The following is an 18,199-nucleotide window of genomic DNA, read 5'->3' as shown; positions in this document are numbered from 1 at the left end:
GTGGTATCGGGTCAGAGTTTCGGTGGGTGCAGGGTGAAGCGGGCGTTGACGGTGGCGTGGATGTGCTGGCGCTGGGGTTCGAGGTCGAGGGCGGGGGCGTCGTGGTCGGCGGGGGCGCCGGCGTAGGCGGCGCGGGTCAGGCCGCGGCTGCCTTCCTGCTGCATCCAGGTGTGGTCGTCGGCGCCGATGTCGGCGAGTTCGACAAGGGCGGCGAGGGTGGTGTCGAGGGCGTCGGCGTATTCGCGGGCGCGCTGGACGGCTTCGTGGACGGCTTGCCTGCGGGCCCGGGCGTGGACGGGTGAGGTGGGGCGCAGGGACCACCAGGGTCCGTCGACGCTGGTGAGGTCGAGGTCGGCGAGGCGGGTGGTGAGTTCGCCGAGGGCGGTGAAGTCGGAGAGTTCGGCGGTGAGGTGGACGCGGCCGTGGTAGGTGCGGATGCGTTCGCCGCGGCCGTGTTTGGTGAATTCGGGGGTGAGGGAGAAGGTGCCGGTCTCCAGTTTTTCGACGCTGTCGCCGTAGGTCTTGATGAGGTCGAGGACGGTGGTGTTGCGGCGGGTGAGGTCGTCGAGGGTGGTGCGGCGGTCGGTGCCGCGGGCTTGGAGGGTGATGCCGATGCGGGCGAGTTCGGGTTCGGCTTCGAGGTGGGCTTCGCCGCGTACGGCGATGCGGGGTGCTTGGGGGGTGCCGTATGAGGTGGGTTCGGGGGGTGTGGGTGTCATGGGCCCACTGTCTCATCGGTGTCCGACGGCGGCTGGACATCGGATCGAAACCTGCAGGGGGTGTTGCGGGGGTGTGTTCTGCGCCAGAATCTACGCGCGTTACAGGTGTGTTGACCGCGTCGAACCCGTAGCCGGTCGAACTCTCAGCCAGTGGTGCCCCCGAGGAGTACAGAGATGCCGTTGAACCGCAGAAGGTTTCTGGGACAGTCCGCCGCGACGGGCGTGGGGGCGGCTCTGACCGGCGCCGTGGCCGCGCCGGCCGCCGACGCCGCGCAGCGTGGCCACGGGCACGGGCACGAGCACGGGCACGGGCACGGGCACGGCCATGGCGCGGGGAAGCGGAAGCGGTACTCGTTCACCGTCATGGGCACCACGGATCTGCACGGTCACGTCTTCAACTGGGACTACTACAAGGACGCCGCGTACACGGACACGGCGGGCAACGCGCAGGGCCTTTCGCGAATCTCGACGCTGGTGAAGCAGGTGCGCGAGGAGAAGGGCCGTGGCAACACGCTCCTGATCGACGCGGGTGACACGATCCAGGGGACGCCGCTGACGTACTACTACGCGCGCGTGGAGCCGATCACCGCCAAGGGCGGCCCAGTGCACCCGATGGCGCAGGCGATGAACTCGATCGGCTACGACGCGGCGGCCCTGGGCAACCACGAGTTCAACTACGGCATCGACACCCTGCGCAAGTTCGAATCCCAGCTGAAGTTCCCGCTGCTCGGGGCGAACGCGGTGGACGCGAAGACGGAGAAGCCGGCCTTCCAGCCGTACGTCATCAAGAAGCTGCGCACCCCGCACGGCAAGGACGTGAAGGTGGCGATCCTGGGGCTGACGAACCCGGGCATCGCGATCTGGGACAAGGCGTATGTACAGGGTGTGCTGAAGTTCCCGGGGATCGAGGAGCAGGCGGCGCTGTGGGTGCCGAAGCTGCGGTCGATGGGCGCGGACGTGGTGATCGTGTCGGCGCACACGGGGGCGTCGGGTACGTCGTCGTGGGGCGACCAGTTGCCGTACGTGGAGAACGCGGCGGCCAATGTGGCGGCGAAGGTGCCGGGGATCGACGCGATCCTGGTCGGGCACGCGCACGTGGAGATCGAGCAGCAGGTCGTGACGAACGAGAAGACGGGCAGGCCGGTCGTCCTCGCGGAGCCGCTGTGCTACGCGGAGCGGCTGGCCCTCTTCGACTTCGAGCTGGTGTGGGAGAAGGGCCGCTGGTCGGTCGAGTCGGTGAGGTCGAAGCTGCTGAACTCGGCGTCCGTGGCGGACGATCCGAAGATCACGAAGTTGCTCGCGCAGGAGCACGCGCTGGTCGTGAAGTATGTGAACCAGGTGGTGGGTTCGGCGACGACGACGCTGACGACGGTCGACGCCCGTTACAAGGACGCGCCGATCATCGATCTGATCAACAAGGTGCAGGCGGATGCGGTGACGGAGGCGCTGAAGTCGACGCAGTACGCGTCGTTGCCGGTGCTGTCGCAGGCGTCGCCGTTCTCGCGGACGTCGGAGATTCCGGCGGGTGAGGTGACGATCCGCGATCTGTCGGGTCTGTATGTGTACGACAACACGCTGGTGGCGAAGTTGCTGACGGGTGCGCAGGTGCGGGCGTACCTGGAGTTTTCGGCGCAGTACTTCGTGCGGACGGCGGCGGGCGCGGTGGTGGACGTCGAGAAGTTGACGAACGCGGAGAACCGGCCGGACTACAACTACGACTACGTCTCGGGGTTGACGTACGACATCGACATAGCGCAGCCGGCGGGTTCGCGGATCAGGAATCTGAAGTTCGGTGGGGTGGAGCTGGATGACGCGGCGCGGTTCGTGTTCGCGGTGAACAACTATCGGGCGAACGGTGGTGGCGCGTTCCCGCATGTGGCGTCGGCGCAGGAGCTGTGGTCGGAGTCGACGGAGATCCGTACGCGGATCGCGGAGTGGGTGACGGCGAAGGGTGTTCTGGATCCGGCTGACTTCGCGTCGGTGGGCTGGCGGCTGACGCGGGACGGGACGCCGGTGTTCTAGGGCGTGTGTCGAAAGTCCCGTCGTCCGCCCGAAGGGCGGGCCCCGCGGCGTCTGGTGCGTGCGATCGCAAGGCGCCGGGGCGCCCTCATAGCGGAGCTATGCGGGCGTTCCGGCAACGCGGGCATAGCGGAGCTATGCGGGCGTTCCGGCAACGCGGCGAGCGTGCGTGCCAGACGCCGCGGGGCAGGCAGGACTTTCGAAACACGCCCTAGTCCCCGTCGCTAGCCCTGGAGTTTGATGAGGTGGCCGCGCTCTCCGTCCTGGTGTCCGGGGCGGGGGGCGCGGTGGTCGTGTGGGGTGAGGCCGAATGTGGTGAAGGCGGTGCGGCGGGGCTGGGGGTAGGGGTCGTTGCCGGTGAGGGTGTTGAGGATGGTGGCGCTGCGCCAGGCGGCGAGTCCGAGGTCGGGGGCGCCGACGCCGTGGGTGTGGCGTTCGGCGTTCTGTACGTAGACGGTGCCTCGGACGGAGGGGTCGAGGACGAGGCGGAACTGTTCGTCGATGCGGGGGCGTTCGGCGCTGTCGCGGCGGAGGTAGGGGTCGAGTCCGGTGAGGAGTTGGTCGAGGGGGCGTTCTTTGTAGCCGGTGGCGAGGACGACGGCGTCGGTGGTGAGGCGGGAGCGGGTGCCTTGGCGGCGGTGTTCGAGGTGGAGTTCGACTTTGGTGGTGGCGACGCGGCCGGCGGTGCGGACGCTGACGCCGGGGGTGAGGGTGGCGTCGGGCCAGCCGCCGTGGAGGGTGCGTCGGTAGAGCTCTTCGTGGATGGCGGCGATGGTGTCGGTGTCGATGCCTTTGTGGAGCTGCCATTGGGCGGGGAGGAGCCGGTCGCGTTCGGCTTCGGGGAGCTGGTGGAAGTAGTGGGTGTGGTCGGGGGTGAAGTGTTCGAGGCCGAGCTTGGAGTACTCCATGGGTGCGAAGGCTTCGGTGCGGGCGAGCCAGTGGATCTTCTCGTGGCCGGCGGGGCGGGCGCGGAGCAGGTCGAGGAAGATCTCGGCGCCGGACTGTCCTGAGCCGATGACGGTGATGTGGTCGGCGGCGAGCAGGCGTTCGCGGTGGGTGAGGTAGTCGGCGGAGTGGATGACGGGGACGGTGGGGGTCTCGGCGAGGGGTTTGAGGGGTTCGGGGACGTAGGGCTCGGTGCCGATTCCGAGGGCGATGTTCCTGGTGTAGGTGCGGCCGAGGGCTTCGGCTTCGCCTGCGGCGTCGAGTTGGGTGAAGTCGACCTCGAACAGGGCGCGTTCGGGGTTCCAGCGGACGGCGTCGACCTGGTGGGAGAAGTGCAGGCCGGGGAGGTTCTCGCTGACCCAGCGGCAGTAGGCGTCGTATTCGGCGCGCTGGATGTGGAATCGCTCGGTGAAGTAGAAGGGGAAGAGGCGTTCGCGGGTTTTCAGGTAGTTGAGGAAGGTCCACTGGCTGGTGGGGTCGGCGAGGGTCACCAGGTCGGCGAGGAAGGGGACTTGGAGGGTGGTTCCGTCGATGAGGAGGCCGGGGTGCCAGTGGAAGGCGGGGCGCTGGTCGTAGAAGGCGGTGTCGAGTTCGGTGAGGGGGTGGGCGAGGGCGGCGAGGGAGAGGTTGAAGGGGCCGATGCCGATGCCGACGAGGTCGCGGGGTGCGTCGGTGGGGCGGGTGGGGTGTGGGGTGGGCGCGGCTGACGCAGCGGTCATCGGGGCGTGTGTCCTTCCACCAGTTTGAGGAGGGCGGCGAGGTCGCCCGGTTCGGTGTGCGGGTTGAGCAGGGTGGCTTTGAGCCAGAGGGTGCCGTCGTCGGTGCGGGCGCGGCCGAGGACGGCGCGGCCTTCGGTGAGCAGGGCGCGGCGGATGGCGGCGATGGCGTGGTCGTCGGCGCCGTGGGGGCGGAAGAGGACGGTGGAGAGGGTGGGGGTGTCGTACAGCTCGAGGTCGGGGTGGGCGGCGATGAGTCCGGCCAGGTGGTGGGCGAGGGCGATGACCTGGTCGGTGAGGGCGCCGAGTCCGGTGCGGCCGAGGGCTTTGAGGGTGACGGCGATCTTGAGGATGTCGGGGCGGCGGCTGGTGCGCAGGGAGCGGCCGAGGAGGTCGGGCAGGCCGGCTTCGGTGTCGTCGTCGGCGTTGAGGTAGTCGGCTTGGTGGGTGAGGGTGTGCAGGTCGGTGCGGTCGCGTACGGCGATGACGCCTGCGGCGACGGGTTGCCAGCCGAGTTTGTGCAGGTCGAGGGTGACGGTGTGGGCGCGGGCGAGGCCGTCGAGGCGGGCGCGGTGGCGGGCGCTGAACAGGAGGCCCGCGCCGTAGGCGGCGTCGATGTGCAGGCGGGCGCCGTGTCGTGCGCAGACGTCGGCGATCTCGGGGAGGGGGTCGATGAGGCCGGCGTCGGTGGTGCCCGCGGTGGCGGTGACGAGTTTGGTGCCGGGGAGGTCGGTGAGGGCCTCGTCGAGGGCGGCGGGGTCGAGGGTGCCGCCCGGGGCGGGCACGGTGAGGGGTTCGGGGAGGCCGAGGAGCCAGGCGGCGCGGGCGAGGCTGTGGTGGGCGTTGGCGCCGACGAGGAGGTGGAGGGGGCCGGCGTGGGGGGTGGTCTCGCGGGCGAGGAGGACGGCGAGTTGGTTGGCTTCGGTGCCGCCGGTGGTGACGAGGGCGTCGGCGCCGTGGGCGCTGTCAGCGTCGTCAGTGCTGTCAGTGCTGTCAGTGCTGTCAGGGGAGGTGGTGTCGCCGTAGACCTCGCGGGTGAGGGTGGCGGTCACGAGGTCTTCGAGGGCGGAGGCGGCGGGGGCCTGGTCCCAGGAGTCCATGGAGGGGTTGAGGGCGCTGGCGGCGAGGTCGGCGGCGGTGGCGACGGCGAGTGGGGGGCAGTGCAGGTGGGCGGCGCAGAGCGGGTCGGCGGGGTCGGCGGCGCCTTCGGTGAGTGCGGTGACGAGGGTGCGCAGGGCGTGGTCGGCGCCCGTTCCCTGGTCGGGGAGGAGGGTTCCCGCTTCTTCCCGCAGTCGGGCGGCGACGGGGTGGGGGCCGCCGGCGGGGAGGGGTCCGGCGCGGCGGGTGGCGCCGTCGTGGAGGGCTTCGAGGACGGTGGCGAGCAGGGGCCGCAGGGCGTCGGGGCCCTGGGTGCCTCCGGCGAGGGGCGGGGTGCTGCTCATGGGTGTCCTTCGGGTCTGTGACTGGTGGGCGGGCAGGGGCCACAGGGCCGTGCTCGTTCAGTCTTGGACGTTGCCGAAGGGCGTGTTCGGTGATTCGGGGGGAGAAAAACCCGAAAGGGGTACTCCCGGGCGGGGAAGGGGTGTTGGTGGTGTATAGGGCGGCTGTCGGTGGCGGTGGCGCCCCGGGGCCGGGGGTCCGGGTCCCGGGGCGCGGGGCGGTCAGCGCTGGTGGGCTGTGCGGACCTTCAGGGCTCGGGACAGGTCGTCGAGCTGGTCGGTGAGTTTGCGGCGCAGGGCGGGGGTGGGGGTGCCTGCGGTGAGGCACTGGTGGCCCAGGCGGAGGGTGTCCTCGTCGATGGCGTGGGCGGGGAACGCGTGGCGTCCGGCGGCTTCGGCGATGGCGGGTCCGCGGCGGTCGGCGAGGGCGGTGGCGTCGGTGAAGTAGCGGGGGACGTAGCGGCGCAGCAGGTCGCTCTGTTCGGGCTGCCAGAAGCCCTGGGCGGTGGCGGTGAAGAGGTAGTTGGAGAGTTCCTCCGCGGGGTCGGTGGTGAACAGGGCGGTCCAGGCGGCTTCCTTGGCCTGGGGGTCGGGCAGGGCGGCGCGGCAGCGGGCGGCGCCTTCTTGTCCGGTGGCGCTGGGGTCGTGGGCGAGTTCGGCCTCGATGACGGCGTCGTCGACGGCGCCGAGGACGCTGAGGCGGCCAAGGATGCGCCAGCGCAGTTCGGGGTCGAGGTCGGGGCCGCCGGGGACCGTGTTGGAGTCGAGCCAGTCGCGGAGGGTGTCGGCGTGCTGGGCGGCGTCGATGGAGTGGCGTACGGCGGTGAGGCGCAGGCCGGGATGGTCGCCGTCCGTGGTGCGGTGCAGGAGGTCGGCGCAGAGCCCGGCGATGAGGGTGAGGGCGGCGGGCCGCTCGGCGGGGGTGGTGAAGCGGTCGGCGACCTGGGTGCGGGCGAAGGCGAGGACCCCCTGGACGAGGGCGAGGTCGCTTTCGTCGGCGAGGTGGGCGCCGGCGGTCTCCAGGTAGGTGGCGGGTTCGAGCCGGCCGTCGCGGACCATGTCGCGCAGCGTGTTCCACAGGACGGCGCGGGTGAGCGGGTCGGGGACGCCGGAGATGCCGCGCAGGGCCGCTTCCTGGGAGGCGGGGTCGAGGCGGACCTTGGCGTAGGTGAGGTCCTGGTCGTTGGGGACGATCAGGGCGGGGCGGGGGCCGTGGAAGGTCCGGGGTCCGCCGGGGACGTCGGTGTCGAGGCGCTCGCGCAGGACGAGGGCGCGGGGGTCGGCGGGGTCGCGGTCGTAGAGGCCGACGGCGATGCGGTGGGGGCGGCTGCCGGTGCGGTCGACGGTGAGGGTCCAGCTGTCCTGGTCCGTGGCCTCGGTGACGTGGGCGGTGAGGGTGTCGACTCCGGTGGTGCGCAGCCAGGCGTCGGCCCAGGTGTGGACGTCGCGGTCGGTGCCTGCGGTCGCTGAGGCGAGGGAGTCGATGAAGTCGGCGAGGGTGGCGTTGGCGAACTTGTGGCGTTCGAAGTGGGTGTTGATGCCGGCGAGGAAGTCCTTCTCGCCGAGCCAGGTGACGAGTTGGCGCAGGGCGCTGGCGCCCTTGGCGTAGGAGATCCCGTCGAAGTTGAGGAGGGCGGAGGCGGTGTCCTCGACGGCTTCGGGGGCGACGGGGTGGGTGGAGGGGCGCTGGTCGGCGTCGTAGCCCCAGGCTTTGCGGGCGATGCCGAAGTCGACCCAGGTATCGGTGAAGCGGGTGGCTTCGGTGAGGGTCTGGTAGCCCATGTACTCGGCGAACGACTCGTTCAGCCAGATGTCGTCCCACCACTGGAGGGTGACGAGGTCGCCGAACCACATGTGGGCCATTTCGTGGGCGACGACCATGGCGCGGGTCTGGCGCTCGGTGTCGGTGACGGCGGAGCGGTAGACGAATTCGTCGCGGAAGGTGACGAGTCCGGGGTTCTCCATGGCGCCGGCGTTGAACTCGGGGACGAACGCCTGGTCGTAGGAGTCGAAGGGGTAGGGCTCCGTGAACTTCTCGTGGTAGCGGTCGAAGCACGCGCGGGTGATGTCGAGGATCTCGTCGGCGTCGGCGTCGAGGTGGGGTGCGAGTGAGCGGCGGCAGTGCAGGCCGAAGGGGAGGCCGCGGTGCTCGGTGCGGATGGAGTGCCAGGGTCCGGCGGCAACGGCGACGAGGTACGTGGAGAGCAGCGGGGTGGTGGCGGCTTGCCACTTCCCCTCCCCCAGGTGCTCGGTGACGCTGTTGGCGAGGACGGTCCAGCCTTCGGGGGCGGTGACGGTGAGGTCGAAGAGTGCCTTCAGGTCGGGCTGGTCGAAGGCGGCGAAGACGCGCTGGACGTCCTCCATGAACAGCTGTGTGTACACGTACGCTTCGCCGTCGGTGGGGTCGGTGAAGCGGTGCATGCCCTCGCCGGTGTGCGAGTAGCGCATGAGGGCGTCGACGCGCAGCTCGTGGGGGCCTTCGGTGAGGCCGGTGAGCGGCAGTCGGTTGCCGGTGAGGGCGGCGGGTCCTGTGAGGTCGAGGGGTTCTCCGTCGAGGGTGACGGAGTGCAGCTCGGCGGGTTTGAGCTCGACGAAGGTGGAGCCCGCGGTGCGCGCGGTGAACCGGATCACGGTGCGGGAGGGGAAGGTGTCGCTGCCGCGGGTGAGATCGAGGTCGACGGTGTACCGCTGGACGTCGATGAGCCGGGCTCGGGTCTGCGCTTCGTCGCGCGTCAGTACGGGCATGGGGTCATGGTGCCGTACGCCTCTGACATCGGGCGGGGCCGGTCAGCGCTTGCTGTCCTCGGCGATCTGCTCGTGGTGGCGGATGACCTCGCTGATGATGAAGTTGAGGAATTTCTCGGCGAAGGCCGGGTCCAGTTTGGCGTTCTCGGCGAGCTGGCGCAGGCGTTCGATCTGGCGGCCTTCGCGGGCGGGGTCCGCCGGGGGTAGTGCGTGTTCGGCCTTGAGGTGTCCTACTTGCTGGGTGCATTTGAAGCGCTCGGCGAGCATGTGGACGACGGCGGCGTCGATGTTGTCGATGCTGTCGCGGAGTCGGGCGAGTTCGGCGCGGACGGCCGGGTCGACCGACGGCTCGGGTGCGGGCGTGCTGGGAGTCATGACAGGTCAGCCTACGTGGAGCATCGGTGGGTCGTCGGGGTCGGGGATGCGGTCGGACCAGCCGCCGGGTACGGCGCGGCCCTGCTGTTCGCGGAAGCGGACGGGTGCGGTGCCGACGCGGCGGGTGAACAGGCGGGAGAAGTAGGCGGGGTCGTCGTAGCCGACGCGGCGGGCGACGGCGGCGACGGGCAGTTCGGTGGCGGCGAGGAGTTCCTTGGCGCGGCCGAGGCGGATGCCGAGGAGGTAGTCCTTGGGGCTGCATCCGGCGCCTCTGCGGACGGCGGTGCGTAGTTCGGCGGGGGTCATGCCGTGCCGGGCGGCGTGTTCGGCGACGGACAGCGGTTGGAAGGCGTCGCGGGCGAGTGCGTGCAGGACGGGGTCGCCGTCGGGGGCGATGTCGGCGCGGGCGCGGCGCAGGGCGACGAGGAGTTCGTGGACTGCGGCGCCGGTCTCGACTTCGAGGAGGGGGTTGCCGCGGCGGGCGGCGCGGGCGATGCGGCCGACGGCGGCGCGGGCGGGGGCGGCGTCGGAGAGGGGGACGAGGGGCCGGTCGGGTTCGATGTAGCCGAGTTCGGTGTACGTGGTGGTGGCGGGGCCGGTGAAGTCGACGAAGCATTCGTCCCAGCCGGTGTGGGGGTCGGCGCCGTAGTGGTGGGGGCGGCCGGGGGTGAGCCAGATGAGGGCGGGGGCGGTGACGCGGGTGCGGTGGCCGTCGGGGTTCTGGAACCAGCCGCTGCCCGCGGTGACGACGACGGCGACGTGGTGGTCGAGGGTGCGGGGTCCGACGGTGGGGAGCAGTCCGTGCTGGAGCCCCACGCCGAGGCAGACCAGGCCGAGGCGGTGGTGGACCGGGCTGGGTGTGAAGTACCGCATCCAGGTGTGGTATGTGGACATGTGTCCCCTCCCGTGGTGCTTGTCCTGGTCCGTGGCGTCGGGGGTGTGGTCCCGCGTCCAACACCAGCCGATCTTTGTCCATGGACCCGGTCGCCCGCCAGAGGTGAAGGTGGCGGCCGGTAGGTGAGGTGCCTATCGGGCACGGAGGAGCACGTGATGGCCGAGTTCAGGGTGGGCGAGGACGACTTCGAGGTGGACGGCCGGCCGGTGCGGCTGCTGTCGGGCGCCTTGCACTATTTCCGGGTGCACGAGGAGCAGTGGGCGCACCGGCTGCGGATGCTGAGGGCGATGGGCCTGAACTGCGTGGAGACGTACGTCCCGTGGAACCTGCACGAGCCGCGCCCCGGTGAGGTGCGTGACGTGGCGGCGGTGGGCCGCTTCCTGGACGCGGCGCGCGAGGCGGGGCTGTGGGTGATCGTCCGGCCGGGCCCCTACATGTGCGCCGAGTGGGAGAACGGCGGGCTGCCGCACTGGGTGACGGGGCCTTTGGGGGCGCGGGTGCGGACCAGGGACGCGGAGTTCTTGTCGCCGGTGGAGCGCTGGTTCCGGGTGCTGTTGCCGCAGATCGTGGAGCGGCAGATCGACCGGGGCGGCCCGGTGATCATGGTGCAGGTGGAGAACGAGTACGGCAGTTACGGTTCGGACGCCCGTTACCTCCGGTCTCTCGCCGACCTTCTTGTGACGCTCGGGGTGAGCGTGCCGCTGTTCACGTCGGACGGGCCCGAGGACCACATGCTGACGGGCGGTTCGGTCCCGGGCATCCTCGCCACGGCGAATTTCGGCTCCCACGCGCGTGAGGGTTTCGCGACGCTGCGCGAGCACCGGCCGAAGGGGCCGCTGATGTGCATGGAGTTCTGGTGCGGCTGGTTCGACCACTGGGGCGCCGAGCATGTCGAACGGGATCCGCGGGACGCGGCGCGGGCGCTGGAGGAGATCCTGGAGTGCGGGGCGTCGGTCAATCTGTACATGGCGCACGGGGGGACGAGCTTCGGCGGCTGGGCGGGGGCGAACCGGGGTGGTGAGCTGCACGACGGGGTGCTGGAGCCGGACGTCACGTCGTACGACTACGGGGCGCCGGTCGACGAGTTCGGCCGCCCCACCGAGAAGTTCTGGCTGTTCCGGGAGATCCTCGGCCGGTACGCGCGCGAGCCGCTGCCCGAGGTGCCGCAGCCGCCGCCGGTGCTGGCCGGGCCCGTGACGGCCGGGCTGAACGCTTTCACGCCGCTGGACGGGGTGCTGGAGGCGCTGGGCGGCCCGGAGTCGGAGCATGCGGTGCCGCCGTCGTTCGAGGAGCTGGACGTGGACCGTGGCCTGGTGCGGTACGCGGTGACCGTGCCGGGGCCGCGCCGGCCGTACCCGTTGCGGGCGAGCGGACTGCGGGACATCGCCGTGGTCCGTGTCGACGGGCGGCGGGCCGGGGTCCTCACGGAGGCGGAGCCGGAGCTGGCGGAGCCCGTGGCGGGGCACGCGCGCGTGGAGCTGTGGGTGGAGTCGCTCGGGCGGGTCAACTACGGTCCCCGCACGGGTGAGCCGAAGGGGATCACGGGCGGGCTGCTGCACGAGCGGCAGTACCTGCACGGGGTGCGGGCCCGGGGGCTGCGCCTCGACGCGTTCACGCCTTCGGCGGTGGCGGGGATGGCGTACGGGACGCCGAACGGTGGGGAGCCCGGTCTGTACCGCGGTTCGTTCGAGGTGTCCGGGGCGGGGGACGCCGCGCTCGAACTGGCGGGGTGGACCCGGGGGTTCGTGTGGGTGAACGGGTTCTGTCTTGGACGGTACTGGGCCGCCGGGCCGCAGGGCTCTCTGTACGTGCCCGGCCCGGTGCTGCGGGAGGGGCGCAACGAGGTGTGGGTGCTGGAGACGGACAGCGCGGGTGAGCCGCGCGTGATGCTCCGCTGAGGGGCGGGCGCGGGGGCCTGGGCGGGTGGCACGGACGCCATGGCCGGCTGCCGGACGAGCCTGCGGGGGCGCCGGGTCGTCCCCCGGACAGGGACGCGGCTGCGGGTACGGGCGCGGCTGGGGGTACGGATGCGTTGCGGGTACGGACGCGTTGCGGGCGCGGCTGCGGGTACGGACGCGTTGCGGGTACGGACGCGTTGCGGGCGCGGCGGCGGGTACGGACGCGTTGCGGGTACGGATGCGTTGTGGCTGGTCGCGCGGTGGCCCGCGGTCCCTGGGATGCGCATGGCGTGCGCATCCCAGGGATCGCGCCGGGCGGCCGGGGGCCCGGCACGCAGCGGCAGCGGTCAGGCCCCGGTCAGGCCCCGGTCAGCGGGACGACCTCGAACGCGTCCAGGGTGAACTCGGCCGTGCCGTGGTCGCCGACCTTGCGCAGCCCCACCCACGCCTCCCCCGCCGCCGGCGCGGTGAACTCGTACTCCAGGGTGCTGGGGGCCACCGCCACGGGCAGGTCCTGACGGCTCAGCTCCCGCGACGCGGGGCTGTCGGCGCCGGTGACCCAGGCGTACTGGCCGGCCAGCTCGCACTCGTACCGCAGGCGGACGCGGTACCGCTTGCCGGGGGTGAAGCGGACGGTGTGCGGGACCGTGCGGTAGACGAGGCCGGTGTTCTCGCCGCGTGACTTGAGGGACTGGGTGCCGTCGATGACGTCGTCGATGGTCTTGCCGTTCCAGCCGCGCTGCGTGAACGGGGCGTGGCGCTGGGCGATGTGGGTGCGCGGGTCGGTGGAGCCGCCCGCGTCGCCCTTCACGAAGGGGCCCCAGCCCTGCGGCACATGTTCGAAGTCCTCGTGCGCGAGGGCGCCCCGGGGCGGAGTGGGCCGTACGGCCGCGGCGACGCGCACGTTGTCGAAGCGGACGCGGGCGGGGCCGGCCGCGGCGCGCAGGGTGAGGGTGACCGGGCCGCCGCCTTCGGGGACGGTGAAGTAGGTGAACATCCGCTGGAAACGGGTGTCGTGCTTGCGGTCGGCGGCGACCTGATTGACGGCGGTCGACGTGTCCGTCCAGTTGGCGGCGGTGACACCGTCGGCGGTGCGCACCTCGAGGGACGCCCTGCGGCGTTCGCCCGCCGTGGCCCCGACCTCGACCTGGACGGACGCGGCGTAGGTGCCGGGGGCGAGCCGGGTCAGCCGCTGGGCGACGGTGGCGGCGGCGCCGGGCGCGATGACGAGTTCGTGGTCGCCGAGGTCGCTGCGTTCGACGGACGCGGGCCCGGTGACCTGCCAGCCCTTGAGGGAGCCGGAGTGGAAGCCGGGGTCGTGCAGCGGGGTGCCCTGGCCCCAGTCGGGGTCGCGGTCCAGGTCGGTGCGGCGCCGGTAGAGGACGTACGGCTGGTCGGCGTCGACGTCGAGCGTGATCTTGCCGGCGGTGACAGGTACGTAGGTGACGAAGACGCGGCCCTGGTCGGTGAGCCGGTACAGGGCGACGCGGGAAAGGCCCGCCCACGCGCGTGGGAGCTGCCAGCCGGTGCGGCCGCCCCCGGGGTTGTAGTGGTACAGCTTCGCCGGGTCGGTGGCCTTGCGCGGCTCCCACGGCAGGAGGTAGCTGCCGCCGTCGTAGACGAGGCGGCCGTCGGTGGTGATGCGGCGGCTGCCGGTGGCGTCGCTGACGCTGGTGGCGGCGGCGCCGAAGAAGGTGATCTCGTGCTCGCCCCACGTCTTGATGGGCTGCGCCTGGAGGTACTTGGCGGGCAGTGAGTGCGTCCAGATCAGCCGGTAGAAGGAGGTCCAGTCGGTCTTGCCGGTCCAGCCCTCGAAGTTGCCCATGCGGGCGACGCCGAGGAGGGTCGGCCACTTGTCGGCGAAGACATCCTTCTGGTGGTGGCGGACGAAGCGGATCAGGCGGGAGTTGATGCCGCGCGAGGTGTCGGGGCCGTAGTCGGTCTCGGTGGCCCAGTGCGACCACAGGGCGGAGCGTTCGAAGCCGTGGCCCCATTCGGTGGTGACGTTCCAGCTCTGTTCGCGGAAGGCGCGCTGGAGCCGGTCGGAGGTCCAGCCGGACTCGCGGAACACGTCGATGTAGAGGGTGTTCAGGGCGGGGTCGGTGTCGCGGCGCAGGTCGGCGAAGCGCTTGATGATGTCACCGGAGACCAGGTCGCGGCGCTGGTCGATGCGGTAGCTCTGGTCGAGCCAGTCCCACTGCTCGTCGCTCTTGTCGACGAGGGTCTCGGAGAAGGCGTGGGCGACGGGGTAGGACTCGGTGGCGTTGACGTGCACGCCGAAGTCGCTGTTCCACTCGGCGCCCGCACGGACCAGGGTGTTGAGGTCGTCGAGGCCGCCCGCGCGCGTGTTGTAGTTCCCGGCGTAGTCGGGGTGCGCGGAGTCGTGGCCCTCGGACTGGTAGCCCTTCAGGAGGGTGTACTGGCGCAGCCCGTCGGTGGCGAGGTGGATGCGCTTGACGTTGTCGAGGGTGTCGAGGAACGGGTTGGTGGCCTGCGAGGCGAAGTTGAACGGGATGTGCGGGACGACCCGCAGGTGCTGCTCGTCGGCGCCGCGCGGGGTGACGGCGATGGACCGGAAGGCGATCGCGGCGTCCTGCCAGTCGACGACTCCGTCGCCGTTGCGGTCCCCGGTGATGATCACCGTGGCGTACGGGAGCGGTTCGGTGGCGTCGACGGGGGCGGTGGCGGCGCGGTGCGTCCACTGGCCGGGGGCGAGCCGGACGGCGGTGTGGCCGTCCGCGCGGACGGTCTCCCGCCACAGCCGGCCGTTCTCCCAGGTGGTGCCGGTGGCGGGCTTGTCGTAGACGGTGTTGGTCTCGATGGCGCCGCCGAGCGTGTCGTGGGCCACGACGGCGTAGGCGCAGCCGGTCGGCGCCTCGGCGGGGCTGTCGGCCTCCGGCGTGACCAGGGTGTCGCCGCTCGCGGCCTTGTCGAGCTGCACCTTCGCGGCGAGCAGCGCGGCGCCGGGCTGGTCGCTGCGCACGGAGAGCAGGGCGAGGCCGGGGATCTGGAGGGTGCCGACGCGCAGGGCGGCCGTGTCCCGGATGCGGGTGACGCGCCAGTCGACGCGGTGGCCCTCGACGGTGATGCGTACGTCGATGGTGGTGGCGCCGGGGAGGGCGAGCCGGTAGTCGGCGCGCCCGTCGGCGAACGTGGCCGTCACCTCGGGGGTGTGCGCGACGCCGTCGATGAGCAGGGTCGTGACCGGCTCCGGCTGGGCGTGCAGGACGGCGCCGGTGGCTCGGTCGGTGTAGGAGACGACGGCAGGGAAGGCGGTGGCGAGGCGGACGTCGAGGCCCGGGGAGCGGAGTACGGCGGTGCCCGGGGTGTCGGCCGCGCCACCGGCGGCGGTGGCGGTGCCGGTGAGGCCGAGGGCCAGGCTCGTACCCGCGGCGGCACCGGCGGCGACGACGGCCCTGCGGCTGGGTCCGGCCGGCGCCGCCGTCGGATCGGCCGGCCCGCCCGCGGTCGGGGCCGGCCGGTTCGCGCTCGGCATCGGACGCCCCGGGACCGGCGTCGACCGGTCCGGGGCCGGTCGGCCCGACGCTGGCGTCGGACGGCCTGTGGGTGGCATCGGCTGGCCTGACAGGGGCACGGCACACTCCTTCGCACGGCGGTTCGGGATGTCGATCACGATGGGCCGCGGGGGGCGAGGGCGCCCATGGACAAAGGAGGGCCAGGTGTTGGACTAACGGGCGGGCGGCGGCGGTCGGACACCGGCGGAGAGGGGAAGGTGTGCGAGGCGGGGGCGCCGGGGGCGGGCGGCCTTACCCTGGAGGCGCCGGGCCCGGGGGCGGGCCCCGGGGGAGGACGGCCCGGCGGCCCAGGGGGTACGCGCGTGGCCAACGACGGACCTGTGGTGCACGGTTATCCGCATCTGGAGACCGTGCGATCGGCGATCACCGCGCTGTACAAGCGCCTCTCGTACGACTCGGTGCACACCTTCGCGACGAGCGTCGCCCCGGCCGACGTGGCCTTCGGCGACCAGGACGACCTGCATCTGGGGGCGCAGCGGGTGGCGCGCGAGCTGGTGCGCCATTACCACCTGCCGGACGCCCGCATGATCGTCGGGTTCCGGGAGATGGAGCACGCGGCGAGCGTGGAACTCGCCGCCGGCCCGGAGTACTTCATCGAGCTGAACGACCGGTTCCGTACGCACCGCCGGGACATCGGGGCGGCCCTCGCGCACGAGATCATGCACGTGTACCTGCACCGGCTCGACCTGTCGTTCCCGGGGACGCGGGACAACGAGATCCTCACCGACACCGCGGCCACGTACCTGGGCGCGGGCTGGCTGCTGCTCGACGCGTACCGGGAGGACGCGGCGTCGTCGCAGAAGCTCGGCTATCTGACGCCGGAGGAGTTCGGGTACGTCCTGGCGAAGCGGTCGCTGGCGTTCGGTGAGGCGCCGGAGACGTGGTTCACCAGTGCGCAGGCGTACACGGCGTACACCAAGGGGCTGGCGCAGGCGCGGCGCGACGAGCAGCAGCCGCCGCTCACCGCGGCGGGCTGGGCGGGCCGGCGCCGGTACGCGAAGGACCGCCGTTACGCGCAGGACCACGGCGCGCGCGGTCCTGCGCCCGCGGGGCCGTACTCGTTCCAGGCGGACGGGCCGCAAGGCCGGTCCGGGCTGCGGGTGGCGTTCCCCTGCCCCACGTGTCACCAGCGGATCCGGGTGCCGGTGCGCGGGCGGGTACGGGCGCGGTGCGGGCTGTGCCGCACGGTTCTGGAGTGCGACACATAAGGGCCGCCTCCCGATCCGCCGCCTGCCTTTTCGCTTCCCTCCTCTCCCCTGTCCTCCCCGCCTCTCGGCTTTCCTCGTCTTCTTGGCGAAATGCTTTGCTTTCGTGGACCCCGCGGGGCGAGGGTCGAAGGATGAACGACGAGGTGAGGACGGACGGTTCCGCGCTGTACGAGGCGGTGCTCGGCGGCGACGAGGACGCGGTGGTGCGGCTGTTGCGGGCCGGGGCGCGCGGGGACGCGTGTGCCGGGGACGGTGAGAGCGTGCTGTACCGGGCGGCGATGTGCGACGAGCCGGGCATCGTCCGGCTGTTGCTCGCGGCCGGGGCGGATCCGAACCGGCTCAGTCAGGGCACCGATCTGCCGTTGTGCGGGGCGGCGTGCGCCGGGCACACCGAGGTGGTGCGGGCGCTGCTCGCGGCGGGGGCGCGGCCGGACGCCGTGGAGGAGCTGGGCTTCCGGGCGCTGACCTGGGCGGTGCAGCTGGGGCGGGAGCCAGTGGTGCGGGTGCTGCTCGACGGCGGCGCCGATCCCCGGCTCCCGGCGGCGAAGGGCGAGTTGCCGCTGGTGGCGGCCGCGCGGCGCGGGTCGACGGGGTGTGTGCGGGCCCTGCTCGGGCACGGGGCGCCGGGGCGGGAGCAGGCCCTGGTGGAGGCGCGGCGGTGGCTCGGGGTGGAGGTGGCCGAGCGGCTGCGGTCCGGGGTCGTGGAGTCGACGGTCGGCGGCGGGGAGCGGGAGGCGGTGACGCAGCGGTTCGCGGAGGACGGCGGGGTCACGGTCGTCGTGCAGCTGCTCGACGCGGCGGGCCGCCCGACGAGCGGCAACGAGCAGCAGACCGGCCACGCCGCGATCGCCACGCTCCTGGAGTCCGCCCTCGGGATGCAGGCACCGCCGGGTGAGCTCGCCGACCGGGCGGTGCGCTGCGGCGACCCCGGCAACGACGACTGGGTCGAGGCGCGGGAGGTGCTGCGCCGCCGCGGCGACGACGCGGTGTTCCGCGCGGCGGCGGCGTGGTGTGTGGACCGGGACCCGTTGCGGCGGGCGTTCGGGGCGGATGTGCTGGGGCAGTTGGGCGCCCTCGGCGCGGAGGGGCACCGCCCGTTCGCCCGCCGGTCCCTGCCGGTGCTGAGGGGGCAGGCGCGGGCCGCCGGCCGGCGGGCGCCCGCTTCCGGCGCGGCTTCCGTATCGGGGCCCGCGGCGCCCGCGCTGGTCGAACTCCGTTGCCTGCTGTATGCGTTGGGACTCCACCGCGATCCGGCCGCGCTGACGGAGATCACCGCCTACGCCGCCCATCCCGACCCCGGTGTACGCCGGTCCGTGGCCCAGGCCCTGCACTCGCTCGCCCCCGGCGACCACCCCGAGGCCGTCGCCGCGCTGATCGCCCTCGCCCGTGACACGGACCCGGGCGTCCGCACTCGCGCGGCGGCCGCGCTCGCCGGGTCCGGCGCCGACACGGAGCCCGTCCGGGCGGCCCTTGCCGCGCTGCTCGACGACCCGCGTGACAGCGTGGCGGCGGAGGCGGCCCGCGGTCTCGCCGTCCGGCAGGACCCGCGCGCGGTGGACGTCCTCGCGCGGCTGCTCGCCCAGTCGCCGGTCGGCGGGCACGCCAGGCGCGTGGCGCAGGAGGCGGCCCGCGCCTTCGACGACGTACGCCTCAGAAACCGTCTGGAATGGACGTTGCCACGCGCGGCGTGACCGCCCCTGCCGC

General features: G+C 72.4%; 11 protein-coding genes. 4 read left to right on the top strand and 7 right to left on the bottom strand.

Annotated features, from left to right (window positions below; translation table 11 throughout):
• Positions 1–11: 11 nt before the first annotated feature.
• Positions 12–719 (bottom strand): SIMPL domain-containing protein, encoded by a 708-nt coding sequence (locus tag ACZ45E_RS33795; RefSeq protein ID WP_468228404.1) that lies wholly within the window; start codon positions 717–719, stop codon positions 12–14.
• Between the two features lie 174 nt (positions 720–893).
• On the opposite strand from ACZ45E_RS33795, the gene ACZ45E_RS33790 reads away from it, so the two are divergent.
• On the top strand, positions 894–2,741 hold the full coding sequence (locus tag ACZ45E_RS33790) for a bifunctional metallophosphatase/5'-nucleotidase (protein WP_468228402.1): 1,848 nt from the start codon (positions 894–896) through the stop codon (positions 2,739–2,741).
• A 221-nt stretch (positions 2,742–2,962) separates the two neighbouring features.
• On the opposite strand, the gene ACZ45E_RS33785 is transcribed toward ACZ45E_RS33790, so the two are convergent.
• The 5 genes from ACZ45E_RS33785 to ACZ45E_RS33765 form a co-directional block, all read right to left on the bottom strand.
• Complete coding sequence (locus tag ACZ45E_RS33785) at positions 2,963–4,402, bottom strand: lysine N(6)-hydroxylase/L-ornithine N(5)-oxygenase family protein (protein ID WP_468228399.1); 1,440 nt, start codon at positions 4,400–4,402, stop codon at positions 2,963–2,965.
• Entirely contained in the window at positions 4,399–5,841 is a 1,443-nt protein-coding gene (locus ACZ45E_RS33780) for a pyridoxal phosphate-dependent decarboxylase family protein (protein WP_468228396.1), read from the bottom strand. The genes ACZ45E_RS33785 and ACZ45E_RS33780 overlap by 4 nt, the downstream gene beginning before the upstream one ends.
• A 219-nt stretch (positions 5,842–6,060) precedes the next feature.
• A complete protein-coding gene (gene pepN, locus ACZ45E_RS33775; RefSeq protein WP_468228394.1) occupies positions 6,061–8,583 on the bottom strand; it encodes an aminopeptidase N in 2,523 nt (840 codons plus the stop codon).
• Between the two features lie 42 nt (positions 8,584–8,625).
• Positions 8,626–8,958 carry a chorismate mutase gene (locus tag ACZ45E_RS33770; RefSeq protein ID WP_468228392.1) on the bottom strand — a complete coding sequence of 111 codons (333 nt, stop codon included), beginning with the start codon at positions 8,956–8,958 and terminating at the stop codon, positions 8,626–8,628.
• A gap of 6 nt (positions 8,959–8,964) precedes the next feature.
• On the bottom strand, positions 8,965–9,852 hold the full coding sequence (locus tag ACZ45E_RS33765) for a helix-turn-helix domain-containing protein (protein ID WP_468228389.1): 888 nt from the start codon (positions 9,850–9,852) through the stop codon (positions 8,965–8,967).
• A 156-nt stretch (positions 9,853–10,008) separates the two neighbouring features.
• Here ACZ45E_RS33765 and ACZ45E_RS33760 point away from each other — a divergent pair, with 156 nt between their 5' ends.
• Positions 10,009–11,751: a glycoside hydrolase family 35 protein gene (locus ACZ45E_RS33760; RefSeq protein ID WP_468228387.1), complete on the top strand. Its 1,743-nt coding sequence runs from the start codon at positions 10,009–10,011 to the stop codon at positions 11,749–11,751.
• A 358-nt stretch (positions 11,752–12,109) separates the two neighbouring features.
• Here the strand turns inward: ACZ45E_RS33760 and ACZ45E_RS33755 are convergent, their stop codons facing one another.
• Positions 12,110–15,247, bottom strand: coding sequence for an endo-alpha-N-acetylgalactosaminidase family protein (locus tag ACZ45E_RS33755; RefSeq protein WP_468228385.1), 3,138 nt, complete (start codon positions 15,245–15,247; stop codon positions 12,110–12,112).
• 342 nt (positions 15,248–15,589) lie between these two features.
• On the opposite strand from ACZ45E_RS33755, the gene ACZ45E_RS33750 reads away from it, so the two are divergent.
• Both ACZ45E_RS33750 and ACZ45E_RS33745 read left to right on the top strand, forming a co-directional pair.
• Complete coding sequence (locus ACZ45E_RS33750; protein ID WP_468228382.1) at positions 15,590–16,495, top strand: hypothetical protein; 906 nt, start codon at positions 15,590–15,592, stop codon at positions 16,493–16,495.
• Positions 16,496–16,626: 131 nt separating this feature from the next.
• Entirely contained in the window at positions 16,627–18,186 is a 1,560-nt protein-coding gene (locus ACZ45E_RS33745) for an ankyrin repeat domain-containing protein (protein WP_468228379.1), read from the top strand.
• The last annotated feature ends 13 nt before the right edge of the window (positions 18,187–18,199 follow it).

The organism is Streptomyces sp. NPDC030991 (assembly GCF_055571235.1).
The sequence above is the reverse complement of the archived record's forward strand: the minus strand, read 5'-3'. Positions and strand labels throughout refer to the sequence as shown.

Coding starts and splice junctions, on each gene's coding strand:
- ACZ45E_RS33785 (WP_468228399.1), bottom strand. CDS start 4,402: ATGACCGCTGCGTCAGCCGCGCCCACCCCACACCCCACCCGCCCCACC.
- ACZ45E_RS33790 (WP_468228402.1), top strand. CDS start 894: ATGCCGTTGAACCGCAGAAGGTTTCTGGGACAGTCCGCCGCGACGGGC.
- pepN (WP_468228394.1), bottom strand. CDS start 8,583: ATGCCCGTACTGACGCGCGACGAAGCGCAGACCCGAGCCCGGCTCATC.
- ACZ45E_RS33780 (WP_468228396.1), bottom strand. CDS start 5,841: ATGAGCAGCACCCCGCCCCTCGCCGGAGGCACCCAGGGCCCCGACGCC.
- ACZ45E_RS33795 (WP_468228404.1), bottom strand. CDS start 719: ATGACACCCACACCCCCCGAACCCACCTCATACGGCACCCCCCAAGCA.
- ACZ45E_RS33755 (WP_468228385.1), bottom strand. CDS start 15,247: ATGCCGAGCGCGAACCGGCCGGCCCCGACCGCGGGCGGGCCGGCCGAT.
- ACZ45E_RS33765 (WP_468228389.1), bottom strand. CDS start 9,852: ATGTCCACATACCACACCTGGATGCGGTACTTCACACCCAGCCCGGTC.
- ACZ45E_RS33745 (WP_468228379.1), top strand. CDS start 16,627: ATGAACGACGAGGTGAGGACGGACGGTTCCGCGCTGTACGAGGCGGTG.
- ACZ45E_RS33770 (WP_468228392.1), bottom strand. CDS start 8,958: ATGACTCCCAGCACGCCCGCACCCGAGCCGTCGGTCGACCCGGCCGTC.
- ACZ45E_RS33760 (WP_468228387.1), top strand. CDS start 10,009: ATGGCCGAGTTCAGGGTGGGCGAGGACGACTTCGAGGTGGACGGCCGG.